We start from the raw sequence: 22877 nt of genomic DNA on the forward strand, positions 1-22877 counted from the left end.
AGCGGTGCCATGATCGGGCCCGCCGATGATCCAGATGTTCCACGTGTACAAGTCGTACCCGGGCGATCCCCCCGTCCTCTCCGACATCAACCTGCATGTGCAGAAGGGCGAGTTCGTCTTCCTGACCGGGCCCTCGGGCGCGGGCAAGACGACGCTGCTCAAGCTCATCTTCTGCGCGGAGAACGCCACCAAGGGGCAGATCCTCGTGGGCGGGCGCAACATCGCACGCATCCGCGAGTCGGCCGTGCCCTACCTGCGGCGCAACATCGGGGTGGTGTTCCAGGACTTCAAGCTCCTGCCGCACCGCACGGTCGAGGACAACGTGGCCTTCACGCTGGAGGTGCTGGGCGTGCCCCGCGCCGAGGCGCGCGAGCGCGTGCACCGCATGCTCAAGCTCGTGGGCCTGCAGCACAAGGCGGGCGCGCTGCCGCTCAAGCTCTCCGGTGGTGAGCAGCAGCGCGTCGTCATCGCCCGCGCGCTCGTCAACGATCCCACCATCCTCCTGGCCGACGAGCCCACGGGCAACCTGGACCCCGCGCTCACCGTGGAGATCATGGACCTGCTCATGGCGGTGAACGTGCGGGGCACCACGGTGATGGTGGCCACGCACGACACCGGGCTCATCACCCGCTACCAGAAGCGCACCTTGCGGCTGGAGAACGGGTTCGTCGTGTCCGACGAGGACGGGGTGAAGGCCGCGCGGCGGGTGTCGGCCGGATGAGCGCGCTGGCCAAGACGGCGTACTTCTGGCGCTCGGCGGCCTCGGGGCTCAAGCACGCCCCCTTCGTGCACTTCATCGCGGTGACCACCATCGCCATCGCCCTGTTCTCCGCGGGGCTCGCGCAGGCGCTGGGCCAGCGGCTCGACGGCCTCCTGGGCTCACTCGGGGGCGAGGTGCAGGTGACGGTGTACCTGTCGCCCGGTCTCGACGAGGAGGGCGCCACCGTGCTGCGCGAGCGCATGGAGACGCGCAGCGGCGGCCGGGCCTCGCTCGTGCCGCCCCAGGCCGCGCTCGAGCGGCTGGCGCGGGAGCTCGGGGACTTGGGGGAGGCGCTCGCGCAGTTGCCGGAGAACCCCCTGCCGCCCTCGCTGGAGCTGCAGGTGCCCGCCGAGCGGCGCACGCCCGGCGCCCTGCGCGCCCTGGCCGAGGAGCTGCGCGAGCTGCCCGGCGTCACCGGCGTGGACTACGGCGAGGAGGCCGTGGAGCGGCTGTCCTCCATCGCCAAGGCCCTGCGCCTGGGCGGCTGGGTGGCGTTCGGGGTGGTGCTGGTCGCCACGGTGATCATCGTGTCCGCCACGCTCCAGCTCGCCATCTACGCGCGGCGCGAGGAGATCGAAATCCAGAAGCTGGTGGGCGCCACGGACCGCTTCGTGAAGGTCCCCTTCCTGATCGAGGGCTTCCTCCAGGGGCTGCTCGGCGCGGCGGTGGCGCTCGGGGGCCTGGTCCTGTTCGAGCGACTGGTGGGGCCGTGGATGACCTCGCTCTTCGCCTTCCTGATTGGCCCGGGGGGCTCGACGCCGCTCGTGGAGCCCGTCCTGGCGCTGCGGCTGCTCGTGGCCGGGTGCGTGCTGGGCCTGGGGGGCAGCTTCATCGCGGTGGGGCGCTTCTTGCGCGTATGAGCCGCCTGCTCGTCCTCGCTCTGGTGCTGTTCGCGAGCGCGGCCTCCAGCCAGGAGGAGTCCGCGGAGCGCCGGGCCGTGCGCGAGAAGCTGGCCACCCAGCGCGCGGCGCTCGCGCTCATCGAGTCGCGCAAGGTGTCCGCCCTGGAGGTGCTGGAGATGGTGGAGCAGCGCGCGTCCACGAGCGCCCAGCGCGTGAAGCTGCTCGAGAAGGACCTGTCCCTGTTCCGCAAGCGCCTGGCGGTGGCCGAGCAGGAGGACGAGGTGACGCGCGAGGTGCTGCGCGAGCAGATGCGCCGCCTGTCGCCCCGGCTGTGGACGATGTACCGGATGATGCGCCGCCGGCCCCTGGAGGTGCTGCTGGACGCCAAGGACTTCTCCGCCATGGTGTGGCGCTCGCGCGCGCTCCGGGCCACGCTGGAGGAGGACCTGCGGCAACTGCGCACGGTGCAGCGCGTGGCCCGGCTGCGGCGCCAGGTCTCCACCGAGCTGCGCCGGTTGCAGGGCTCCTTGGACACACGGCTCGACTTCCTCCGTGAGCAGGCCACGCTCGCCCGGGCGCAGCAGGAGGCGCTGGAGGAAGTGGTGGGCACCATCAAGGGCGAGGCGGAGCTGGCGCGGCGCATGGTGCGCGAGCTGGAGGTGGCGGATGGGGACCTCACCCGCGTCATCCAGGAGATGAACGAGGGGCCCGCCACCTCGGGTTTCGGCGCCCTCAAGGGCAAGCTGCCCTTTCCCGCGCCGGGCGTCATCGAGGTGGGCTTCGGCCGCGTCATCAACCCGCGCTTCAACACCGTCACCGTGCAGAAGGGCGTGGACATCCGCGCCGCCGCGGGCACGCCCGTGCACGCCGTGGCCGAGGGCACCGTCGCCTACGCGGGCTGGATGCGCGGCTATGGCAACCTGCTCATCCTGGACCATGGCGGGGGCTACCACTCCCTGCTCGCGCACCTGGCCTCGGTGCTTCCCCAGGTGGGGGACCAGGTCGCCGCCGGCACGCCCGTGGGCGAGGTCGGTGACACCGGCTCGCTCAAGGGCGCCTACCTGTATTTCGAAATCCGCCGCGCCGGCCAGGCCGTGGATCCCGCGCCCTGGCTCGCGGCTTCTCGCTGAGATGCCATGACCTCCTCCCGACCTCCCATCCGCGTGGGCCTGCTGGGCTACGGCCTGTCCGGCGCGCTCTTCCACGCGCCCCTGCTCGCCGCCGACCCCGCCTTCTCCCTCGTGGCCATCGCCACCCAGCGCGCCGCGGACGTGGCGCGCGCCTGGCCCGCCGCACGCGTGGTCACCCCGGACGCGCTCCTGGCGGACCCCTCGATCGACCTCGTCATCGTCGCCTCGCCCAATGACTCGCACGCGTCGCTCGCCGAGCGGGCGCTCCGGGCCGGCAAGCACGTGGTCGTGGAGAAGCCCTTCACCCTGGACGCGGCCGAGGCGCTGCGGCTCGATGCGTTCGCGACCGAGCGCGGCCTGTGCCTCACCGTCTTCCACAGCCGACGCTGGGACGGGGACTTCCTCACCGTGCGGCGGCTGCTCGAGGACGGGCGGCTCGGCCGGCTGTTCAGCTTCGAGAGCCACTACGATCGTTTCCGCCCCCAGGTGAAGGCGCGCTGGAAGGAGGACGCCGTGCCCGGCGCGGGCACCCTGTGGGACCTGGGCGCGCACCTGCTCGATCAGGCGCTCCTGCTCTTCGGGATGCCGGACTCCCTCGACGCGGACGTGGGCCAGCAGCGCGAGGGCGCACGAGCCCCGGACTGGTTCCACCTGGTGCTGCGCTACGGCGAGCTGCGGGTCCTGCTGCACTCGGGCTCGGTGGTGCACGAGCCGTGGCACCGCTTCGTGCTGCAAGGCGAGCAGGGCGCCTGGCACAAGACGGGCCTGGACCCCCAGGAGGAGCAGCTCCGGGCCGGACTGCGGCCGGGTCAGGCCGGCTGGGGCCTGGAGCCCGCCGAGCGCCATGGTCGCCTGAGCCAGGGAGGGAGCGTGCCCACGCTTCCGGGCTGCTACGAGGACTTCTACCGGCGGCTCGCCCGCGCCGTGGTGGGGGAGGGCCCCGTGCCCGTCACCGCGGCGAGCGCCGCCCAGGTCATCCAGCTCATCCAGGCCGCCGAGCGCTCCGCGCGCGAGGGCCGCAGGGTCCACCTGGCGCCCGGGAGCACTTAGGTTGATGCGGTGCGCCACGGGCGGCGTTAGGCTCCCGCCGTGAACCTCATCTCAGGACTCCAGGAAGTCTCGCGGCGCATGTTGGTGGCGCGCGGGGTGCGCTCGGAATCGGTGGTGCTCGCCGGTCAGCGGCTGCACCACTTCTCGATGAAGGGCAGCGGCAAGGGTCCGCCGCTCCTGCTCGTGCATGGCCTGGGGGGCGCCGCCGCCGGCTTCGGCCGGGTCCTGCTGCCCCTGGCCCGGCGCTTCTCGCGGGTGTTCGCGGTGGACCTGCCCGGCCACGGCTTCTCCCCGGAGTACTGCCTGGGCCCCGTCTGCGTGCGGGGCCAGTACGACATGCTGGTGGAGTACTGCCGCACGGTGGTGGGCGAGCCCGCCTTCGTCGTGGGCAACTCCCTGGGGGGCGCCCTGTCGGCGCAGCTCGCGGCCGAGCATCCGGAGTTCGTGCGCGCGCTGGGGCTCGTGGCGCCCGCGGGCGCGGACGTGGGGCCCGAGGCCATCCGCGAGGTGCTCGCGGCCATGGACGTGAAGACCGCCGAGCAGTCGCGCGCGCTCACCCAGCGCCTGTTCCACCGGCCGCCCTGGGCGATGCTCTTCTTCGCCGACATGCTCCGGGGCGTGTACTCCACGCCGGCGGTGCGGGCGCTGAGCGCGGACGCCCTGGCCACGGGCGATTACCTCAAGCCCGAGCAGCTCCAGCGGCTGGAGATGCCGGTGATGTTCGTGTGGGGTGGCAGTGAAAAACTCCTGCCGCGGCAGAGCCTCGCCTTCTTCCAGGCCCACCTGCCGCCGCACTCGAAGGTGAAGGTGGTGGAGGGCTTCGGCCACATCCCCCACGTGGAGCGGCCGGGCGAGTTCGTGTCCGAATTGGTCCAGTTCGCGGACGGCGCGGGGTTGTAGGGCCGGTCGAGCGCGGGCCCGGTGCTAGACTCCGGGCCCATGCGCTCCCAGTCCTCCTGGCGCGCGGCGCTCGCCGCGGGCCTGCTGCTCCTGGCGCCCTCGGTCCAGGCCGACAGCCGCGCCCCCTCCGCCAGCACCTCCACCTACGAGCAACTCGAGGTGTTCGCGCGGGTGCTCTCCTACGTGGAGAACAACTACGTGGAGCCCGTGGACGAGCGCAAGCTGATGCTCGGCGCCATCCGGGGCATGTTGGAGACGTTGGATCCCCACACCGTCTTCATGCCGCCCGAGGTCTTCAAGGAGATGAAGATCGACACCTCCGGCGAGTTCGGGGGCGTGGGGCTCGAGGTGGCGCGGCAGGGCGAGGGCTACGTCGTGTCGGCGGCGATCGAGGACACGCCCGCGGCGCGCGCGGGCATCCGGGCGGGAGACACGCTGGTGGCCGTGGACGGCGAGCGCCTCAAGGGCCTGGCCTTGCCGGACGTGTTGCAGCGGCTGCGCGGTCCGGCGGGCAAGCGGGTGCTCCTGACGCTCATGCGCGAGGGCTTCTCCGCGCCGCGGGAGATGGCCCTCATCCGCGACCACATCCGCATCGTCTCCGTGGAGGGCGCGCTGTACGGCGGCGTGGCGCACGTGCGCGTGAAGAGCTTCCAGGACCGCACGGCCTCCGCGCTGCGCAAGGAGCTGGACCGGCTGCGGACGCTCAACGGCGGCCAGCCCCTGCGGGGCGTGGTGCTGGACCTGCGCAACAACCCGGGCGGGCTCCTGGAGCAGGCGGTGGCGGTGAGTGACGTGTGGCTGCCGGGCAACCTGGTCATCGTGAGCACCCGGGGCCGCAAGGGCACGCAGATGAACGAGGAGCGCAGCAAGGATCGCGACACGGAGCCGGACTACCCGCTGGTGGTGCTGGTGAACGCGGGCAGCGCCTCGGCCTCGGAGATCGTCGCCGGCGCGCTGCAGGACCACGGCCGCGCCACCATCCTGGGCACCCAGACGTTCGGCAAGGGCAGCGTGCAGACCGTCATCGAGCTGGAGGACGGCTCGGGCCTCAAGCTCACCATCGCGCGCTACTACACGCCCAAGGGCCGCAGCATCCAGGAGAAGGGCATCACCCCGGACATCTGGGTGCCCGAGAGCACCCAGGGCAAGGCCGCCCCGCAGGAGCAGCGCGAGAAGGACCTGGAGCGCCACTTCAAGGCCGAGCCCGTGCTGGCGAGCGAGCCCCAGGGCACGTCCAAACCCAAGGGCTTCGCGCAGGAGCCCCGCGAGTGGGCGGCGACCGCCGCCGTGAGCGACACGCAACTCAAGCGGGTGCTCAACTACCTCAACGAGCTGGCGCGCTGAGCCCTACCGGGACACGGCGCGCAAGGCGAACAGCCGGGACCAGTTCTTGCCGGTGACGAGCAGCCGGTTGTTCGCCTCGTCGTAGGCGATGCCGTTGAGCACGTCCTCGTTGCCCGTGCGCTGCGCGGGCGGCAAGAGGCCCGAGAGATCGATCCACGCCTTGAGGTGGCCCGTCGCGGGGTCGATGCGCGCGATGAAGTCACTGCCCCACTGGTTGGCGTAGATCTCCCCGTGGATGTACTCCAACTCGTTGAGCCGGGAGACCTCGCGGCCGGCGTCGGTCACCTTGAGGGTGCGCTGGACCTTGAACGTGGTGGGGTCCAGGAAGCGCAGCACGCTGGTGCCGTCGCTGAGGATGAGGGACGTGCCATCGCTGGTGAGCCCCCAGCCCTCGGTGTCGTAGCTGAAGCGGCCCACGGGCGTGAACGTCTTCACGTCGTAGATGAAGCCCACGTTCGAGCGCCAGGTGAGCTGGTACAGCTTGTCCCCGTGCAGCGCGAGCCCCTCGCCGAAGTACTGGGACTCCAGGTTGACGCGGCGCAGGACCCGGCCCGTCTCCAGCTCCACCTCGCGCAGGCTGGACTGCCCGTTGAGGCCCGTGCCCTCGTACAGGTGACCCTGGTGGTAGACGAGCCCCTGGGTGAAGGCCTGCGGGTCATGGGGCCAGCTCGAGAGCACCTCGTAGCCCTCCACGGGGGCGCTGTCGGTGGCACGGCGCTCGGTGCGGCAGGACACGCCCGCAAGCAGCAGCAGGGCGGCGAGGAGCACAGGGGGAAGTCTCATGGGAGTGGGAAAATAACGCGAGACCGCCTGGACGCGATGCCTATGCTCTGGCCCATGCGCTCCCTCCTCACCGCCGCGTTGTTCTCCCTGGTGGGCTGTGCTCACTCGCCGTCCGAGCCCGCCCCCGCTTCGTCCCCCGCTTCCGTCCAGGCGCCCGCCCCCTCGGCGCAGGCCATCATCGACGCACCCGACCGGCTCGAGGCCGACCGGGCCCTGGACAAGGGCCGTCATCCCGCCGCGCTGCTCGAGTTCGTGGGCGTGCGGCCCGGCATGAAGGTCGCCGAGTTGATGGCCGGCGGGGGCTACACCATCGAGCTGCTCGCCCGGGCGGTGGGTCCCGAGGGCGTCGTCTACGGGCAGAACCCCAAGGTCGTGCTCGAGCGCTTCGCGGAGAAGCCCTGGAGCGAGCGGCTGGCGCGGCCCATCAACAAGAACGTGGTGCGCGCCGACCGTGAGTTCGACGCGCCCTTGCCGCCGGAGGCCACGAACCTGGACGCGGTCGTCAGCAACATCATCTACCACGACATCGTGTGGATCGGCGGGGACCGGGCGAAGATGAACGCGGCCATCTTCCGCGCGCTCAAGCCGGGCGGGGTGTACGTCGTCGTCGACTCGAGCGCCCAGGCGGGCTCGGGCGTGCGTGACGTGCAGACGCTGCACCGCATCGACGAGAAGGTGGTGCGTGACGAGGTGCTCGCCGCGGGCTTCCAGCTCGCCGAGGAGAGCACCGTGTGGCGCAACCCCGAGGACACCCGGGACTGGAGCTCCAGCCCGGGTGCCGCGGGCGAGCGCCGGGGCACCAGCGACCGCTTCGCGCTGAAGTTCATCAGGCCCCGGTGAACTGCGCGACAGCGGCCCGTCTCGCGGCCTGACCCGGCGGTCACTCGTGAGTAGACTTGTCCTCATGGGTTCCCCGTCGACCGCTCCGTCCCGCCGGCCAGCCACCTACCAGGACCTCGTCGCCTTGCCCGAGCACCAGGTAGGCGAACTGATCGCCGGGGAGCTGTATGCCTCGCCCCGGCCCGCGTCCCGCCATGCCAAGGCCGCCTCGATCCTGGGCATGGACCTGGGCAACCCCTTCCAGCGGGGGCGGGGGGGCCCGGGCGGGTGGTGGCTCATCTTCGAGCCCGAGCTGCACTTCGGCGAGGACGTGCTCGTCCCCGACCTGGCGGGCTGGCGTCAGGAGCGCATGCCGACGATTCCCGACGTGAGTTACTTCGAGCTGGCGCCGGATTGGATCTGCGAGGTGCTGTCACCTTCCACGGCGAAGCTCGACGTGGTGCTCAAGCTGCCTCGCTACGGGCGCGCGGGCGTGGAGCACGCCTGGATCGTGGACCCCATCCACCGGATGCTCCAGGTGTTCCACCAGGAGCAGGGCCGCTGGGTGCTCGCCGCGTCCTTCTCGGGCGATGACCGCGTGCGAGCCCAGCCCTTCGACGCCGTCGAGCTGGAGCTGGGCTCGCTGTGGATGGACACGCGCACGCCGTGAGTCACACGGCCGACGCGGGCTGGCACTCGGCCACGAGCCGGGCCACCGCGTCGTCCTGGGACAGCGCCGCCTGCGTCCCGTCCCGGCGGCGCAGGCTCACGGCGTTCTTTTCCACCTCGCGCCGGCCCACCACCACGAGCCACGGCACGCCGTCCTGGTGCGCGTCGACGATCTTCCGCGACAGCGACTCGGCGCGCGCGTCCACGGCCACCCGGCAGTCCGCCGCGCGCAGCCTCGCGGCGAAGCGCTCGGCGTCGACCACCTGCCCCTCGCCCAGCGGCGCCACCACCACCTGCCGGGGCGCCAGCCACGCGGGCAGCGCGCCCTCGTGGTGCTCCAGCAGGATGCCGATGAACCGCTCCAAGCTGCCGAGCATCGCCCGGTGCAGCATCATCGGTCGGCGCTTCTGTCCCGACGCGTCCACGTAGCTCAGGTCGAAGCGCTCGGGCAGCACCAGGTCGAGCTGGATCGTCCCGCACTGCCAGTCGCGGCCCAGGCGATCCTTCAGGACGAACTCCAGCTTCGGGCCGTAGAAGGCGCCCTCGCCCGGCTGCGGGCGGCAGTCGAGCCCCGCCCGCGCCGCCGCCTCGGACAGCAGCGCCTCGGCCCGATCCCACACCGCGTCGCTCCCGGCGCGCTGGGCCGGACGGCTGGAGAAGGCCACCTGGATGTGCTCGAAGCCGAAGGCCGCGTAGAAGGCGTGCAGCGAGCGGCAGAAGGCGAACACCTCGTCGCTCAATTGCTCCTCGGCGCAGAAGATGTGCCCGTCGTCCTGCGTGAACTGGCGCAGGCGGAACAGGCCGTGCAGCGAGCCGCTCGGCTCACTGCGGTGCACGAGCCCGAACTCGCCCAGCCGCAGGGGCAGGTCGCGGTAGCTCGGGCCCATGCGCTGCACGAGCTGGATGTGGCCCGGGCAATTCACCGGCTTGAGCGCGTGGTGGCGCTCGCCCTCCTCGGCGAGGGAGAACATGTTCTGGCGGAAGTTGTCCCAGTGGCCGCTCTTCTCCCAGAGGGGCTGGGCGAGCAGTTGGGGCGTCCTCACCTCGAGGTAGCCCTCGTGCCGCATCCGCCGCCGGACGCGCTCCTCGATGAGCTGGTAGAGCTGGTAGCCGCGCGGGTGCCAGAAGACCATGCCGGGCGCCTCCTCCTGCAGGTGGAAGAGGTCGAGGCGCTGGCCGAGGGAACGGTGATCATGAACGTCGAGCATGGGTGACTCCGAATCGGGAAGAAGAAGGCTTTCCGGTCGGAGCACTGAGCGCTTGCACGGACGCCCCGGCCGGTGAAGGCGGGGCGAGGAAACCGTGCGGCGTCAGCTCACTGCACGCACACGCGTCCCACGCCCGCCAGGAGTGGCGGTACGGGTCGCGGTGGTGGTGGAGAGGACGAGGCTCACGCGAACCAAAGTGCGCGCGGCGCGCGGCGTTGTCAAGCCGGGGGGACTACTGGCGCGTGGCCAGCAGGGAGGCGAGCCGCGCCGAGGTGCGCTCCGCGCCCATGGCCTGCGCGTAGTCGATCGCCCGGCGGCGGGCGGCATCCTGTCGCTGGGAATCGGCGCCGCGCGCGAGCAGCTCCTCGAGCACCTCGAGCTTGTCGAACATGGCCGCGAACATGAGGGCCGTCTTGCCGTCGGGGCCCGCGCCGTCGACGCGCGCGCCGCGCGAGAGCAGCAGTCGGGCCATGGACAGGTCTCCCTTGAAGGCGGCGCCGGACAGCGGCGTCTGGCCCCGGTCGTTGGTGCGCTCGGGATCCGCGCCGTACTCGAGCAGCACGCCCGTGGCCGCGAGGTGCCCGTGGTAGCTGGCGAGCATCAGCAGGGTGTCCCCGCGCTCGTTGCTCAGGTTGGCCGGCAGGCCCACGCCGAGCAACCACTCGAGCTGGGCCGCCTCCCCGGCGCGGGCGTGCTGGAAGGCGCGGCGCGCCAGCGCCATCACGTCCTCGTCCGTCGTCTTCACCTGGGCGTCGCGGGTCTCGGTCTTCATGAGCTTGGGGTCCTCGTGGGTACGCCGTGAATGCCCTCAAGGTATGCAAAGGGCCTTGAACGGGCCAAGACATGGTTCTGATGGACTTGATAGGCCGGGCCTATCAATGATGGGGCATGCCCTCCGTCAATGACATCTCCCTGCGGCAGCTCGAATATGTCGTCGCGGTGGCGGACACGCTCGGCTTTCGGAAGGCCGCCGAGCTCTGTCATGTCTCCCAGCCCGCATTGAGCGCGCAGATCCAACAACTGGAAGACGTCTTGGGGGTGCGGCTCTTCGAGCGGGACAAGCGCCGGGTGATGCTGACCGCGGCGGGCGAGGAGCTGGTGGCCCGGGCGCGGCGGGTGCTCACGGAGACAGGGGACATCCTCTCGGCGGCCTCGCGGCTGTCCGACCCGTTCTCCGGCGTGCTGCACCTGGGAGTGATTCCCACCGTGGCGCCCTACGTGCTGCCGGAGGTGGTGCCCGCGGTGACGAAGAAGTACCCGCGGCTCAAGCTGCGGCTGCGCGAGGAGAAGACGGAGCTGCTCGTGCGCGGCCTGGAGGAGGGGCGGCTGGACGCGGCCCTGGTGGCGCTCGACGCGGAGCTGGGGGACGTGGAGCAGGCCGTCATCGCGGAGGACCCCTTCGTCGTGGCGGCGCCGCCCGGCCACCCCGTGGTGAAGAAGGAGCGCGTGCCGCTCAAGGACCTGGACGAGGAGAACGTGCTGCTCCTGGAGGACGGGCACTGCTTTCGCAGCCAGGCGCTCGCCCTGTGCCGGCGCGTGGGGGCGCACGAGGTGGACTTCCGCGCCACGAGCCTCACCACGCTCGCGCAGATGGTGATGTCGGGGGAGGGGAGCATCACCCTGTTGCCCGCGCTCGCGGTGCCGCTGGAGAACCGGCTCGGCCAGCTGGCGGTGCGGCCCCTCGCGCCCGCGCCGAGCCGCACGCTCGCCCTGGTGTGGCGGCCGGGCTACCCCCAGGGGGACGCGCTCCAGGCCCTCGCGGACACCCTGCGCGCCGCCTGGCCCAGGCCCCGCGAGTCCGCGAAGCGCTAGCCGCGGACCGTGTACGTCGAGCGCATCACCTGTCCGTCCCGCTCCACCTCCAGCTCGAAGCGCGAGGCCTCGCGCAGGCGCGGGAAGATCTCGAGGGCGTGCTCCACGCTGCTCAGGTCCAGACCGTTGATGCGCCGCAGGATGTCCCCGTTGCGCAGGCCCAGCCGCGTGAAGAGGGAGTCCGGGCGGATGGAGAACAGCTTGAAGCCCTGGGCCACGCCCTCCCGGAAGGCGGGGACCACCCGGGCCTGCATCGCCACCTGGCCGAGGTTGGCGAGCGAGTGGGTCACCTCCTGGCGGGAGATCTCATAGGCCCCGGGGCCCACCTGCCGGATGGAGGACTCCGCGCCACGTGGGCTGGAGGGCGCGGGGGCGGCGACAGAGACGGGCGGGACCGCGATGGCCTCGAGCCGCCCGTCGCGCGAGAGCAGGACCCGCGTGCGCTCGATGGCGGTCACCCGGGCCCCGTCGAACTCCTCGCCCAACCAGACCGAGCGGGTGCGCTGGGACGCGCTCTCCAGGACGGAGGCGAAGCTGACGGAGCCGCGGAGCGTGCCGAGCAGCCGCAGATCCGTGCGCGTGGGGATGTCCGCGGAGGCCTCGGGCGCGGGGATGACTTCCTGGCGCAGCTTCTCGGGCAGGCCGAGGTAGCGCCGCAAGGGCACCAGCGCCAGGGGCGTGGGCAGCGCTTCCTGGCGCGGGGGCGGCGCGCGCAGCACCCGGTCCACGGACGGGGGCGGAGGTTGGAGCCAGGCCTCCACCACGGCGTTGAGCGACAGGGCGAGCACCGCGCTGGCGCACAGGGCACAGAGCAGGGCGAGGGCGGGGAGGGAGCGGCGGAGCGAGAGTTCCATGCGAATCCCCCGAGCAATCCCGGGACCAGCGGCCCCGTCCGAGAGCGGCATGCCTCCACCAGCACCCGGGTGGTGCCGATTTGTCATGGGGACACGCGGGGGAGGTGACAGCCCGTCCGCATCCGCTAGCCTCCCGCCATGCTGACCGAGGTCCAGGCGGGTCCCTATACGATTCGAGGTATCTCGGTGGGCGGCGTGTACACGTCCTTGCAGGTGCCGGAGCTGGGCGTGGTGCTCGACGCGGGCGTGCCCATCCGCTCCTTCGCCGGGACGGATCGCATCTTCTTGAGTCACGGACACTCGGACCACGCGAGCGCGTTGGGCTCGCTGCTCGGCATCCGCTGCCTCATCGGCAAGGGGCCGCCCCAGGTGTTCCTGCCCGCGGAGATCGAGGCCCCCCTGCGCGAGTCCCTGGCGGTGCAGAGCCGGCTGTTGCGCGCCTCGCTGGACGTGGAGACCGTGCCCCTGCGGCCCGGAGACGTCCACCCCCTGGGCCATGGGCTGTTCGTGCGCGCCTTCCGCACGCACCACCCGGTGCCCTCGCTGGGCTACCAGTTCTTCCGCCGCGCCTCCAAGCTCAAGCCCGAGTTCCAGGGGCTGCCCGGCGAGGAGATCGCCCGGGGGCGCAAGGCGGGCGCGCCGCTGTTCGACGAGGTGGACAAGCTGGAGCTCGCCTACGCCACCGACACGCTCGCGCGCGTGCTGGAGAGCGCGCCCGAGGTGCTCCAGAGCCGGGTGCTCATCCTCGAGTGCACGTTCCTCGGGGACAAGCGCTCGGTGGAGGACGCCCAGGAGCGCGCGCACCTGCACTTCGACGAGATCGTCGCGCGCGCCGAGCGCTTCCAGAACGAGGCGCTGGTGCTCATGCACTTCAGCCAGGCCTACAGCCCCGAGGAGGTGCACGCCCTCATCCAGGCCCGGGTGCCCGAGGTGCTGCGCGAGCGGCTGCGCGTCTTCGCCCCGACCTCGGGCCGCTGGTTCGGCTGAGCGCGGGCGTGGCCGCCGGGCCGCGCCGTGGTCCGCCGGACACGCCCGCTCGGCGGGGCCCGCCCCCTGGTGCGCGCGCAAGTGTCCGGAACTCCTCGGCAAGGGGGCGCTGGCATCTCGTGTGCTCTGGGCTCCGGGCAACGGAGGCATTCCAAGTCATGGGCAAGCGAGTCGGCGTACTGATGGGGGGCTGGGGCGAGGAGCGGGAGATTTCCCTGGTGACCGGCGAGGCCATGGGGGTGGCGCTGGAGTCCCGGGGCCACGAGGTGGTGCGCATCTGCGCGGGCCCCGGGCTGGACCGGGCGCTGCGCGCGGCGGCGCTCGACGTGGCGGTGCTCGCGCTGCACGGCCGCATGGGCGAGGACGGCAAGGTGCAGGGCCTGCTGGAGTTGATGGGCCTGCCCTACACGGGCTCGGGGCTCCTGGCCTCCGCGCTGGCGATGAACAAGCCCATGGCCAAGAAGCTCTTCCGGCTGCACAACCTGTCCACGCCCCACGGCTACGCGGTGGGCCGCGCCGAGGCCTCGCGGGCGCTGGAGCTGCATGGGGACCTGGGCTTTCCCTGCGTGGTGAAGCCCGCGTGTGGGGGCTCGTCGGTGGGGCTCACGCTGGTGCGCGAGCCCGAGGCGCTCGAGGCCGCGGTGGCGCTCGCGTGCCAGTTCGGCGGCGAGGCGCTGGTGGAGCGCCTGGCGCGGGGCCGCGAGGTGACGGTGGGCCTGCTGGGCGACGAGGTTCTCGGAACCTGCGAAATCGTGACGCCGCGCGAGGGCTTCGACTACGAGGCCAAGTACCAGGGGGGCTCGCGCTACTTCGTGCCCGCGCGCCTGTCGCCCACGCGCCTGGGCAATGTGGAGGCCCTGGCGCTGGGGGCCTGGAGGGCCCTGGGCTGCCGAGGTTATGGACGCGTTGACCTGATCTGCTCGGACGAGGACAACGACGTGGTGCTGGAGGTGAACACCCTGCCGGGCATGACGCCCACCAGCCTGCTGCCGAAGATCGCCGCGGCGCGGGGGCTGGATTTTCCCTCGCTGATGGAGCGCATCCTCGCGCTCGCCACGCGCGACGAGGGGGCGGGGAGGGAGGCGCCGCCGCGGCCCCGGGAGCGGGTGCGCCGGGTGGCGGGTTGAGCCCCGGGCGCCGCTCGCGGGGGCACAAGCATTTGACAGCCACCTGACGCGTCCCTATTGTCCGGCGCTTCGTAGCTTACCCGGATGACAATCCCTTGTCATTCCGGGCACATAGCTGGAGGGGGGCCTCCGCTGGACCGTGTGCGGCGGTCGGTGTGGGTCGGACTTTCTCTCCGCCGGGCAAGGTAAGGACCGCGGCGCAGTCGACCGCGGGAGGGGCCAGGTCAGATGACCACTGTCGAGATCATCTTCTTGGGCGTGTACTTCAGCGTCCTGTGCGTGCTGGCGGTCTATGGATCGCACCGCTACCGGATGGCGTATCTGTACTACCGCCACAAGTTCAAGCTGCCCACGCCTCGTGGCACCCTCGCGGCGCTGCCGCGGGTCACCATCCAACTGCCCATCTTCAACGAGATGTACGTGGTGGAGCGGCTGGTGGATTCGGTGTGCCGGATCGACTACCCGCGCGAGTTGCTGGAGATCCAGGTGTTGGACGACTCGACGGACGAGACGTGCGGCATCGCGCGGGCGTGCGTGGAGCGCCAGCGTCAGGCGGGCCACGACATCGTCTACGTGCACCGCACCAACCGCCAGGGCTTCAAGGCGGGCGCGCTGGAGAACGGCCTGGCCACGGCGCGCGGCGAGTTCGTGGCGGTGTTCGACGCGGACTTCGTGCCGGCGCCGGACTTCCTCTTGCGCACGGTGCCGTTCTTCGCCGACGCGCAGGTGGGCATGGTGCAGGTGCGCTGGGGCCACCTCAACCGCGACTACTCCATCCTTACCCAGGCGCAGAGCATCTTCCTGGACGGGCACTTCATCATCGAGCACACGGCGCGCAACCGCTCCGGCTGCTTCTTCAACTTCAACGGCACCGCGGGCATCTGGCGCCGGGTGACCATCTCCGACGCGGGCGGCTGGCAGCACGACACGCTCACCGAGGACCTGGACCTGAGCTACCGCGCGCAGATGAAGGGCTGGCAGTTCATCTTCCTGCCCGAGGTCATCTCCCCGGCCGAGGTGCCGGTGGACATGAACGCCTTCAAGAGCCAGCAGCACCGCTGGGCCAAGGGCTCCATCCAGACGGCGCGCAAGCTCCTGCCCACCATCCTCAAGAGCGACCTGCCCTTCGCCGTCAAGCGCGAGGCCTTCTTCCACCTGACCAACAACCTGGCCTACCTGCTCATGGTGTTGCTCAGCGCGCTCATGCCGCTGTCCATGGTGGTGCGCTTCCAGCACGGGCTGTACGGCACGCTGTTCCTGGACCTGCCCTTCTTCATCAGCGCCACCGCGAGCGTGTGCTTCTTCTACGTGGCGGCCCAGCGCGAGCGCGGCGCCACGGGGTGGGAGCGGGTGAAGTACCTGCCCTTCCTGATGAGCCTGGGCATCGGCATGGCCATCAACAACGCGCGCGCGGTGCTCGAGGCGCTCCTGGGCCAGCAGTCCGCCTTCTCGCGCACGCCCAAGACGGGCTCGGAGGGCAAGAAGCTCGTCGCGGTGAAGAAGACCTACCGCGGGGACAAGACGCTCATGCCCGTCATCGAGCTGTCCTTCGCGCTCTACTTCACCGGGGCGCTCTGGTTCGCCATCGACAAGCGCATCTACACCTCGCTGCCCTTCATCATGCTCTTCCAGCTGGGCTTCCTGTACGTGGGCGTGTCGAGCCTGTTGCAGGGCCGGCTGCGCCTGAGCGAGGCCGCTCCTCCGGCCGTGGTGCCCGAGGAGCAGCCCCGCCGCGCGGCGTGATGCGGGGGATGAGGGCCCCGCGGGCCGTTCAGGGCGTCGGCGGTGTGCCGGCGTCCGGCGCCGGGGCCGGCTCTCCGCGCAGCAGTCGCTGCTCCTTCCACACCGGCTCGGGGCCCTGGGTCGCCGGCTGGCAGTCCTCGTCGAGCGCCGTGGACGTCACCGCGCGCAGGGTGAGCCCCTGGGCATCGCAGCGCACCGCCTGGGTGGGGAAGTGGACCGGGCAGGGCGCGCCGCCGGGCGTGAAGGCGGTGGCCTGGGTATCGCCCACGAAGCCCTCGGCTGTCCGGTGCAGGACAATGCTCACCGTGGTGCCCGCGTCGGGGACGGGCTCGGCGGGCTCGCGCACCCGGGTCACCGCCAGACTCAGCGTGCCGCCGTCATCCTCGCCGAGGTAGCGAAACGCGCCGTTGTCCGCGTGGTGGTAGGTGCCCGCCTGGTTCTGCTCGCACCCCGGGGGAAGGGGAAGCGGGGGCACCGTGACGGGCGGTGCGGGGGGCCGGGCCGCGCAGCCGGCGAGGGCGGAGGCGAGTCCGCCGAGGACAATCCAGGAACGGTTGGGTGACATGCGGCCGCGATCTTCCCTTAGTTTGATTCCCCGCGTTCGACTCTCTAACCTTGGGGGCGCCATGCTCTTGCGCCGCGTTCTATTGTTCGCATTGGTCCTCTGCTCCGCCGCGCCCTCGTTCGCCCAGGACGATGATCTGCTCGCGCCACTGACGCCGCAGTCCTCGCCCAAGAGCAAGAGCAAGCCGGCCAAGACGCGCAAGCCCCCGGCGGCCAAGGGCAAGAAGCCCACCAAGGTGGCCGAGCCCGCCGAGGACACCGATCTGCTCGCGCCGCTCGTGAAGAAGACCGAGCTGCTCGTGAAGTTCAGCGGGGCGCTCCGGGGCACCCGGCTGTTCGTGGACGACAAGGAAGTGGGCCCGGTGAGCCGCACGCCCGTGGAGGTGGAGGCCGGCGAGCACACCATCGTGGTGCGCAAGATGGGCTACCGGGACTACTCCCGGCGCCTCACCTTCAAGGAGGGCGAGGTCACCGAGCTGAACGTGGCCCTGGAGGCCACGGCGGCCTTCGTGTCCGTGAAGGCGGACGCCGACGACGTGCGCGTGTCCATCAACGGCGAGGACAAGGGCGTCGCGCCGCTCGACAGCGTCATGGTGCCCGCGGGCGCCCTGGAGATCGCCGCCCGGCGCGAGGGCTTCCGCACCGAGACGCAGCGCATCGCCGTGCGCGCCGGCAAGGACTACACCATCGACTTCAAGATGCGGCCGGAGGCGCTGGCGGCGACGGATCAGCCCCGCGCCCCCAACCTCACGCCCGCCGTGCCCGCGCCCTCGCCGCTCCAGCCGCTGCCTCCCGAGGTGGCCACCAGCAAGCCCCTCACCTCGCGCTGGTACTTCTGGGCGGGCGTGGGCGCGGTGGTCGCGGGCGCCGCGGTGGGCGCCGTGATGGTGGCCAACTCCGGGCCGCCCACGCCGGACGCGGTCTGCAGCGGCCCGTGTGATGCCGTCATCAACGCGGGCCGTCCGGCCCCGGTCGGCGTGAGCTTCTGAGCCGCCCCTAGCGCAGGGCGCCGAAGCGCTCCGGGTGGGCGGTGATGTAGACCACCGCGACCGCCACCGCGAGCAGCAGCGGCGCGGCGCGCGCGAAGACGCGGGGGCCCGAGCGCAGGGCGATGCCCACCGGCAGCCCGAAGAGGAAGCCGCCCAGGTGCCCCGCCCAGCTCACGCCGGGAATCAGGCTGAGCGCGGCCACCTGCACCAGCCAGAAGATGATGCCCCGGCGGAACTCGCGCGTGGCCGTCACCAGCATGGCCCCGCCATAGCCGAGGATCATCCCCGAGGCGCCCACCGTGGCCACGTTGAAATTGAAGAGCAGGGCGAAGGCGGACGAGCCCAGCGCGGCGATGATCGACAGCAGCAGGAAGCGCCCGCTGCCGATCGCCCGCTCGAAGGGCCCGCCCAGGGAGTAGGCCACCCACATGTTGAAGCCCAGGTGCAGCAGGCCGCCGTGGGCGAAGATGAAGCCGAGCGTGCGCCAGTACTGGCCCGCGTCGACGAGGGGCCCGTAGAGCGCGAGCTGCTGGAAGACGGGGCCCATGCGGCCATTGACGGTGCCGCCCCCGCTCAAGAGGGTGTCCAGGACGAAGAGCGCCACCGCGCCGCCGATGACGGCCATGCACACGGGCGGCGGCCGGGGCAGCCGCGCCGCGGGCGGGTCCTCGGGGGGAAGGGGGGCCTCGTTCCGCTCGGGCTCGGGCGGCAGTTCCAGGGGGCCAGGGGGGCGGGAGGGAGGGGTCATCCAGTGTCCGGAAGGAGGGTGGGACATGGTAGTGCCGCCCCGGGCCCGGTGCTCGCTGGATTAACATGCCCGGCATGCCCGCCCATCCACGCCCCTGGCCCCTCGTGGCCCTGCTGCTCGTGCCGGGATTCGCCTCGGCCGGGGACCTCGTGCCTCCCGAGGTTCAGTTCTCCCTGCAACACCTCAAGCCGGAGGAGAAGGCGCGGGCGGCCCAGGCGCTCGGCCCGCTGGAGGCGCTGTCCAACTACCAGGTGCAGCTGGAGGTGGACGCCCCGGGGCGCTCGGTGAAGGGCCACCTGCGCGTGGAGTCGCGCGTGAAGGAGCGGGCGCTGGAGGCGGTGTACCTGCGCGTCACGCCCAACGCCTTCGATCCGCGGATGACGCTCGATGGGGCGAAGGTGAACGGCCAGTCCGTGACGCTCGAGCGGCCCGAGCACGGGCTCTACCGCTTGGCGCTGCCCGCGCCCGTGGCCCCGGGAGGCGCGCTGGTGGTGGAGGTGGACCTGGAGGGCAAGGTGCCGCGCGCGCAGCCCGGCACGGCCTCGCTGTTGGGCGCGCTCGGCGCCTCGGCGGGGGGAAGCTCCGGGGGCGACTACGGGGCCTTCTCCGCCACGGAGGACTTCCTGAGCCTGGTGGGCGTGGTGCCGCTGATGCCTCCGCTGGACGCCGCGGGCGCGCCCTGGGCGGGCCCCACGGGCGTGGGGGACCTGGCGCTGTACGAGCCGGCCAACGTGCTCGCCAGCGTGGTGGTACCCGCGGGCTGGAAGGTGCACGCCACGGGGGTGGCGATGGGCGAGGTGCCCCAGAAGGACGGCCGGGTGCGCTTCAGCTTCGCGGCGGGCGCGGTGCGCGACTTCCCGGTGTTCGCCTCGAAGGGCTACTCGAGCGCCACCACGACGGTGAATGGCGTGAGCGTGGAGAGCCACTTCGCCTCCCAGGACGCGGTGGCGGGCAAGCGCGTGCTCAAGTACGCGGGGGACGCGCTCGGCGAGTTCGAGCGGCGGCTGGGCCCCTTGCCCTTCAAGACGTTCCGGGTGGTGGAGGCGCCGCTGTCCGGTGGCGCGGGCGGCATGGAGTTCCCCGGGCTCGTGACCGTGGGCACCTCGCTCTACCGGAGCGTGGCCAACCCGGAGCGCGTGCTCGCGGACGTGCCGGGCATGGAGCAGATGAAGGGCCTCTTGGGGGCCCTGGGCTCAGACGCGGCGCCGCTCGCCCAACTGGGCAAGATGCTCGAGCGCACGCTGGAGTTCACGGTGGCCCACGAGGTGGCGCACCAGTACTTCGCGGGGCTGGTGGGCTCGGACCCCATCGCCTCGCCCGTGGTGGACGAGTCCCTGGCCCAGTACGCGGCGCTGCTCTACATGGAGTGGAAGTACGGCAAGGCCGTGGCGGAGCAGTTGCGGCAGGAGTCGCTCGTGGGCGCCTACCACATGATGCGCATGTCGGGCGGCAAGGACGCGCCGGCGGATCGGCCCACGTCCGACTTCCACGACTCCCTGGAGTACGGCGCGCTCGTGTACGGCAAGGCGCCCTTGCTGCACCACGCCTCGCGCAAGCTCATCGGGGACGAGGCCTTCTTCAAGGGCCTGCGCGCGTACGTGGACACGTACCGCTTCAAGTGGGCGTGTGGGGACTGCTTCACCCGGGAGCTGGCCAAGGCGAGCCCCGCCCATGCCCGCCAGCTCGAGCGCCTGCGGGTGCGCTGGTGGCGCGAGGCGCACGGCGACGAGGACCTGGGTCAGCCCAACCTGGGCGCGCTGCTGGGCGGCGCGGGCCTGGGCGGCCAGGTGGACGCCGAGACGATGAAGCTCATGAAGGAGCTGTTGCCGGGCCTGCTGGACATGGGCCAGGAGTAGGGCGCCCAGGCGCGTTCAGTCGAACAGCGCCTGGACGAACTCCTTGGGGTTGAAGCGGCGCAGGTCGGCGATCTTCTCGCCGACGCCCACCCACACCACGGGCAGCTTGAGCTCGTCGCAGATGCCGATGATGACGCCGCCCTTGGCGGTGCCGTCCAGCTTGGTGAGCGCGAGCGCGGTGACGCCCACGGCGTCGTGGAACTGGCGCGCCTGCTGGATGGCGTTCTGCCCGTTGGTGGAGTCGAGCACCAGCAGCACCTCGTGGGGCGCGCCGGGCATGGCCTTGTCGATGGTGCGCTTCACCTTCTTGAGCTCGTCCATCAGGCTCACCTTGGTGTGCAGCCGGCCCGCGGTGTCCGCGATGACGACGTCGGCGCCCTCGGCCTGGGCCTTCTTCACCGCGTCGAAGATGACCGAGCCCGGGTCTCCGCCCTCGGCGCCCTTGACGAGCTGGGCCCCGGCGCGCTCGGCCCACACGTCGAGCTGCTCGGTGGCGGCGGCGCGGAACGTGTCGCCCGCGGCGAGCACCACCTTCTTGCCCTGGCCGGTGAGCTGGGCGGACAGCTTGCCGATCGTCGTCGTCTTGCCCGCGCCGTTGACGCCCACCACCATCACCACGTGCGGGGGCCCGCCGCCCTCCAGCGTGCGCGGCACGGGCAGGTCCACGATGCGCGTCACCTCGTCGCGGATGAGCGCCTTGATGCGGCTCGCGTCCCCCAGCTCGTTGCGCTTGAGCTTGTCGCGCGCCACCTCCACGAGGTTGGACGCGGTGCGCACGCCGATGTCCGCGGTGAAGAGGATCTCCTCCATCTCCGCGAGCACCGACTCGTCCACCTGGCGGTTGGAGCCGAACAGCCCGTTGAGCCGCGCCATGAAGCCCTGGCTGCGCGTCTTGTCCAGGCCCTGGGCGAGCGTGCGGCCCGCCTCGGCCTGCACCTTGGCGCGCGCGGCGGCCTCCTCGGCCAGCCGCGCCTCTTCCACGGCCGCCGCGGCGCGCGCCTGCTCCTCGCGCACGAGCCGCTCGGACTCCTCGCGCTCGCGCTTGCGCCGCTCGCGCGTCTCGTCCTCGAGCGCCTTGCGCGCGCGGTACTCGACGCGCTTCTCCTCTTCCTCGCGCGCCTTGAGCTCGCGCACCTGGGCCTCCAGGCGGGCGCGCTCGGCGCTGTCCGTCGTGGCCCTCGCCGCGCGCGCGGCCTCCTCGCGCTGACGGCCGAGCGCCTCGGCGCGCGCGTGGATCTCCTCGGCCTCGCGCTGCCGGGCGAGCTCCGCCTCGCTGGGCGGCAGCTGCACGCGCAGCTCCGGGCGCGCCTCGGGCAGGGCGGGCGTGTCCTCGGGCGCGGGCTTCTGGCCGGGCAGCTCGGGGCGCCGCTTGAAGAAGAGCTTGCGCGCGGCGGCCACCATGAGCGCCACGAGCAGCACGGCGACGCCAATGCCCACCACGTCGCCCACGGGGCCGCCTCCGGGGGGCGGCGTGCCCGTCTGCGGCACCCCCGGCTGGGTGACGGGCGGAGCCGGCGGCTCGGAAGAGGGCGCCTGCGCGAGGAGGAAGGGGAGGGCGGTGGGCGTCTGCATGGCGCGCACCGCATATCGCAAGAGGCTCCCTCTGGCCTACCTCTCTTCGCCGCGAGGCGCCCTCGGGTGAACAGCCACGCGCGGGTGGATGCCGCGCGGGGAAGCCGGTAGAACCGGGGCCGTCATGCCCCGTCCCGCCTCCCTCGCCCTCCTGTTGTGCGTGTCCTCGCTCACCCCGGCCTGCATCGTGGAGGCACCCGGCGGCGCCAGCCCCAGCGAGCGGCGGCAGGCGGTGGTGGCCGAGGTGCCTCCCCTGAGCGTCAAGGGCGGCGCCAACTTCGAGGACGCGGTGGAGCTCGTGGGCGCGAGCGTGCAACCGGGGCGCATCACGCCGGGCGACGTGGCGCGCGTGACGGTCTACTTCAAGGTGCTCAAGCCCCTGGAGGAGGACTACACCATCTTCGTGCACGTGGAGGACGCGGAGCGGGCGGACCGCAACAACGTGGACCACAAGCCGGCCGGCGGCCTCTACCCCACGACCCAGTGGAAGCCCGGCGAGACCGTGAAGGACGAGTTCTCCATCACCATCGCCGGCACGTCCGCCGCGCGCACCATCAACCTGTGGATGGGCTTCTGGGATCCCAAGACGGACGGGCGGCTGCGGCTCAAGAACCCGGACGCCGTGCGCAACGACGGGCAGAACCGCATCCTGCTCATGCAGATCCCCGTGGCGCGCTGAGCCGCGCCAGGCGGGGGAGGCCCAGGGAAAAAAACCGGAGTGGCCCTGTAAGCCGAGTCTTGTCCCCACCCCTTTCGGAGTGGGCGGTGAACATTCATCTAGGGCCCTGGTTGCCCAGGGGCCTCATCAGCGAGCAACCCGAGCGCATGGGGCGGGCAACCCGTGTCCCCCGAGAGGGACGCGCTCCTATTGGCTCTTGCTCCAGGTGGGGTTTTCCGTGCCGTCCGAGTCACCCCGGACGCGGTGCGCTCTTACCGCACCGTTTCACCCTTACCGGCCCCTCGCGGAACCGGCGGTTTGTTTTCTGTGGCACTGTCCTGCGAGTCGCCTCGACTGGCCGTTAGCCAGCACCCTGCCCTGTGGAGCTCGGACTTTCCTCCCGTCACCCCGTCCCGCGGTGACCAGCGTTCACCCGGACCACTCCGGCAGGGGCCTCATACC

General features: G+C 71.8%; 22 protein-coding genes and 1 other RNA gene. 15 read left to right on the plus strand and 8 right to left on the minus strand.

Annotation, left to right across the window (positions count from 1 at the left end):
• The first annotated feature begins 25 nt into the window (after nt 1-25).
• The 6 genes from ftsE to I3V78_RS11455 are packed head-to-tail and all read left to right on the plus strand — an operon-like array spanning nt 26 to nt 6026.
• The gene (gene ftsE, locus I3V78_RS11430; protein ID WP_204487055.1) at nt 26-721 is read left to right on the plus strand and encodes a cell division ATP-binding protein FtsE; all 696 of its coding nucleotides are present in this window, start codon (nt 26-28) and stop codon (nt 719-721) included.
• A complete protein-coding gene (locus I3V78_RS11435; RefSeq protein WP_204487057.1) occupies nt 718-1620 on the plus strand; it encodes a cell division protein FtsX in 903 nt (300 codons plus the stop codon). Before ftsE ends, I3V78_RS11435 begins: the two co-directional genes overlap by 4 nt.
• Nucleotides 1617-2732: a murein hydrolase activator EnvC family protein gene (locus I3V78_RS11440; protein WP_204487059.1), complete on the plus strand. Its 1116-nt coding sequence runs from the start codon at nt 1617-1619 to the stop codon at nt 2730-2732. Before I3V78_RS11435 ends, I3V78_RS11440 begins: the two co-directional genes overlap by 4 nt.
• Nucleotides 2733-2738: 6 nt before the next feature.
• Entirely contained in the window at nt 2739-3782 is a 1044-nt protein-coding gene (locus tag I3V78_RS11445; RefSeq protein ID WP_204487061.1) for an oxidoreductase, read from the plus strand.
• Nucleotides 3783-3821: 39 nt separating this feature from the next.
• A complete protein-coding gene (locus I3V78_RS11450) occupies nt 3822-4682 on the plus strand; it encodes an alpha/beta fold hydrolase (protein WP_204487063.1) in 861 nt (286 codons plus the stop codon).
• A gap of 39 nt (nt 4683-4721) precedes the next feature.
• Nucleotides 4722-6026, plus strand: a complete 1305-nt coding sequence (locus I3V78_RS11455) for a S41 family peptidase (RefSeq protein ID WP_204487065.1) — start codon at nt 4722-4724, stop codon at nt 6024-6026.
• A gap of 3 nt (nt 6027-6029) precedes the next feature.
• Here I3V78_RS11455 and I3V78_RS11460 read toward each other — a convergent pair whose 3' ends face one another.
• On the minus strand, nt 6030-6809 hold the full coding sequence (locus tag I3V78_RS11460; protein ID WP_204487067.1) for a glutaminyl-peptide cyclotransferase: 780 nt from the start codon (nt 6807-6809) through the stop codon (nt 6030-6032).
• A gap of 42 nt (nt 6810-6851) precedes the next feature.
• On the opposite strand from I3V78_RS11460, the gene I3V78_RS11465 reads away from it, so the two are divergent.
• Both I3V78_RS11465 and I3V78_RS11470 read left to right on the plus strand, forming a co-directional pair.
• A complete protein-coding gene (locus tag I3V78_RS11465; RefSeq protein ID WP_275583479.1) occupies nt 6852-7649 on the plus strand; it encodes a class I SAM-dependent methyltransferase in 798 nt (265 codons plus the stop codon).
• A 64-nt stretch (nt 7650-7713) separates the two neighbouring features.
• A complete protein-coding gene (locus tag I3V78_RS11470) occupies nt 7714-8298 on the plus strand; it encodes a Uma2 family endonuclease (RefSeq protein WP_204487069.1) in 585 nt (194 codons plus the stop codon).
• A gap of 1 nt (nt 8299) precedes the next feature.
• On the opposite strand, the gene thrS is transcribed toward I3V78_RS11470, so the two are convergent.
• Nucleotides 8300-9505, minus strand: a complete 1206-nt coding sequence (gene thrS, locus I3V78_RS11475) for a threonine--tRNA ligase (RefSeq protein WP_204487070.1) — start codon at nt 9503-9505, stop codon at nt 8300-8302.
• 232 nt (nt 9506-9737) lie between these two features.
• Complete coding sequence (locus I3V78_RS11480; protein ID WP_204487072.1) at nt 9738-10277, minus strand: ankyrin repeat domain-containing protein; 540 nt, start codon at nt 10275-10277, stop codon at nt 9738-9740.
• A 116-nt stretch (nt 10278-10393) separates the two neighbouring features.
• Here I3V78_RS11480 and I3V78_RS11485 point away from each other — a divergent pair, with 116 nt between their 5' ends.
• Nucleotides 10394-11317, plus strand: coding sequence for a LysR substrate-binding domain-containing protein (locus I3V78_RS11485; RefSeq protein ID WP_204487074.1), 924 nt, complete (start codon nt 10394-10396; stop codon nt 11315-11317).
• Here the strand turns inward: I3V78_RS11485 and gspC are convergent.
• The gene (gspC, locus tag I3V78_RS11490; protein WP_204487076.1) at nt 11314-12171 is read right to left on the minus strand and encodes a type II secretion system protein GspC; all 858 of its coding nucleotides are present in this window, start codon (nt 12169-12171) and stop codon (nt 11314-11316) included. The two genes, I3V78_RS11485 and gspC, sit on opposite strands and share 4 nt — an antisense overlap.
• A 138-nt stretch (nt 12172-12309) precedes the next feature.
• Here gspC and I3V78_RS11495 point away from each other — a divergent pair, with 138 nt between their 5' ends.
• The 3 genes from I3V78_RS11495 (at nt 12310) to I3V78_RS11505 (ending at nt 16028) form a co-directional block, all read left to right on the plus strand.
• Nucleotides 12310-13158 (plus strand): MBL fold metallo-hydrolase, encoded by an 849-nt coding sequence (locus tag I3V78_RS11495; RefSeq protein ID WP_204487077.1) that lies wholly within the window; start codon nt 12310-12312, stop codon nt 13156-13158.
• Between the two features lie 158 nt (nt 13159-13316).
• Nucleotides 13317-14285, plus strand: a complete 969-nt coding sequence (locus I3V78_RS11500; protein ID WP_204487079.1) for a D-alanine--D-alanine ligase — start codon at nt 13317-13319, stop codon at nt 14283-14285.
• Nucleotides 14286-14513: 228 nt separating this feature from the next.
• Entirely contained in the window at nt 14514-16028 is a 1515-nt protein-coding gene (locus I3V78_RS11505; protein WP_204487081.1) for a cellulose synthase family protein, read from the plus strand.
• Between the two features lie 28 nt (nt 16029-16056).
• On the opposite strand, the gene I3V78_RS11510 is transcribed toward I3V78_RS11505, so the two are convergent.
• Nucleotides 16057-16593, minus strand: a complete 537-nt coding sequence (locus I3V78_RS11510; RefSeq protein WP_204487082.1) for a hypothetical protein — start codon at nt 16591-16593, stop codon at nt 16057-16059.
• A 61-nt stretch (nt 16594-16654) separates the two neighbouring features.
• Here I3V78_RS11510 and I3V78_RS11515 point away from each other — a divergent pair, with 61 nt between their 5' ends.
• Nucleotides 16655-17581, plus strand: a complete 927-nt coding sequence (locus I3V78_RS11515; protein WP_204487084.1) for a PEGA domain-containing protein — start codon at nt 16655-16657, stop codon at nt 17579-17581.
• A 7-nt stretch (nt 17582-17588) separates the two neighbouring features.
• Here the strand turns inward: I3V78_RS11515 and I3V78_RS11520 are convergent, their stop codons facing one another.
• Entirely contained in the window at nt 17589-18329 is a 741-nt protein-coding gene (locus I3V78_RS11520; protein ID WP_239576391.1) for a rhomboid family intramembrane serine protease, read from the minus strand.
• Nucleotides 18330-18394: 65 nt separating this feature from the next.
• Between I3V78_RS11520 and I3V78_RS11525 the strand changes: the two genes are divergently transcribed.
• Complete coding sequence (locus I3V78_RS11525; protein ID WP_204487085.1) at nt 18395-20185, plus strand: M1 family aminopeptidase; 1791 nt, start codon at nt 18395-18397, stop codon at nt 20183-20185.
• Between the two features lie 15 nt (nt 20186-20200).
• On the opposite strand, the gene ftsY is transcribed toward I3V78_RS11525, so the two are convergent.
• On the minus strand, nt 20201-21757 hold the full coding sequence (gene ftsY / locus I3V78_RS11530; RefSeq protein ID WP_204496594.1) for a signal recognition particle-docking protein FtsY: 1557 nt from the start codon (nt 21755-21757) through the stop codon (nt 20201-20203).
• A gap of 124 nt (nt 21758-21881) precedes the next feature.
• Between ftsY and I3V78_RS11535 the strand changes: the two genes are divergently transcribed.
• Nucleotides 21882-22436: a hypothetical protein gene (locus I3V78_RS11535; protein ID WP_204487087.1), complete on the plus strand. Its 555-nt coding sequence runs from the start codon at nt 21882-21884 to the stop codon at nt 22434-22436.
• A gap of 32 nt (nt 22437-22468) precedes the next feature.
• Here the strand turns inward: I3V78_RS11535 and rnpB are convergent.
• An RNA gene (gene rnpB, locus I3V78_RS11540) (RNase P RNA component class A) lies at nt 22469-22860 on the minus strand.
• Nucleotides 22861-22877 lie beyond the last annotated feature (17 nt).

The organism is Archangium primigenium, assembly GCF_016904885.1.
GTDB lineage: Bacteria > Myxococcota > Myxococcia > Myxococcales > Myxococcaceae > Cystobacter > Cystobacter primigenius.

Excerpts from the sequence above, each read along its gene's own strand:
- ftsE (WP_204487055.1), top strand. The coding sequence starts at position 26 with ATGATCCAGATGTTCCACGTGTACAAGTCGTACCCGGGCGATCCCCCC.
- I3V78_RS11435 (WP_204487057.1), top strand. The coding sequence starts at position 718 with ATGAGCGCGCTGGCCAAGACGGCGTACTTCTGGCGCTCGGCGGCCTCG.
- I3V78_RS11440 (WP_204487059.1), top strand. The coding sequence starts at position 1,617 with ATGAGCCGCCTGCTCGTCCTCGCTCTGGTGCTGTTCGCGAGCGCGGCC.
- I3V78_RS11445 (WP_204487061.1), top strand. The coding sequence starts at position 2,739 with ATGACCTCCTCCCGACCTCCCATCCGCGTGGGCCTGCTGGGCTACGGC.
- I3V78_RS11455 (WP_204487065.1), top strand. The coding sequence starts at position 4,722 with ATGCGCTCCCAGTCCTCCTGGCGCGCGGCGCTCGCCGCGGGCCTGCTG.
- I3V78_RS11460 (WP_204487067.1), bottom strand. The coding sequence starts at position 6,809 with ATGAGACTTCCCCCTGTGCTCCTCGCCGCCCTGCTGCTGCTTGCGGGC.
- I3V78_RS11465 (WP_275583479.1), top strand. The coding sequence starts at position 6,852 with ATGCTCTGGCCCATGCGCTCCCTCCTCACCGCCGCGTTGTTCTCCCTG.
- I3V78_RS11470 (WP_204487069.1), top strand. The coding sequence starts at position 7,714 with ATGGGTTCCCCGTCGACCGCTCCGTCCCGCCGGCCAGCCACCTACCAG.
- thrS (WP_204487070.1), bottom strand. The coding sequence starts at position 9,505 with ATGCTCGACGTTCATGATCACCGTTCCCTCGGCCAGCGCCTCGACCTC.
- I3V78_RS11480 (WP_204487072.1), bottom strand. The coding sequence starts at position 10,277 with ATGAAGACCGAGACCCGCGACGCCCAGGTGAAGACGACGGACGAGGAC.
- I3V78_RS11485 (WP_204487074.1), top strand. The coding sequence starts at position 10,394 with ATGCCCTCCGTCAATGACATCTCCCTGCGGCAGCTCGAATATGTCGTC.
- gspC (WP_204487076.1), bottom strand. The coding sequence starts at position 12,171 with ATGGAACTCTCGCTCCGCCGCTCCCTCCCCGCCCTCGCCCTGCTCTGT.
- I3V78_RS11495 (WP_204487077.1), top strand. The coding sequence starts at position 12,310 with ATGCTGACCGAGGTCCAGGCGGGTCCCTATACGATTCGAGGTATCTCG.
- I3V78_RS11500 (WP_204487079.1), top strand. The coding sequence starts at position 13,317 with ATGGGCAAGCGAGTCGGCGTACTGATGGGGGGCTGGGGCGAGGAGCGG.
- I3V78_RS11505 (WP_204487081.1), top strand. The coding sequence starts at position 14,514 with ATGACCACTGTCGAGATCATCTTCTTGGGCGTGTACTTCAGCGTCCTG.
- I3V78_RS11510 (WP_204487082.1), bottom strand. The coding sequence starts at position 16,593 with ATGTCACCCAACCGTTCCTGGATTGTCCTCGGCGGACTCGCCTCCGCC.
- I3V78_RS11515 (WP_204487084.1), top strand. The coding sequence starts at position 16,655 with ATGCTCTTGCGCCGCGTTCTATTGTTCGCATTGGTCCTCTGCTCCGCC.
- I3V78_RS11520 (WP_239576391.1), bottom strand. The coding sequence starts at position 18,329 with ATGACCCCTCCCTCCCGCCCCCCTGGCCCCCTGGAACTGCCGCCCGAG.
- I3V78_RS11525 (WP_204487085.1), top strand. The coding sequence starts at position 18,395 with ATGCCCGGCATGCCCGCCCATCCACGCCCCTGGCCCCTCGTGGCCCTG.
- ftsY (WP_204496594.1), bottom strand. The coding sequence starts at position 21,757 with ATGCAGACGCCCACCGCCCTCCCCTTCCTCCTCGCGCAGGCGCCCTCT.
- I3V78_RS11535 (WP_204487087.1), top strand. The coding sequence starts at position 21,882 with ATGCCCCGTCCCGCCTCCCTCGCCCTCCTGTTGTGCGTGTCCTCGCTC.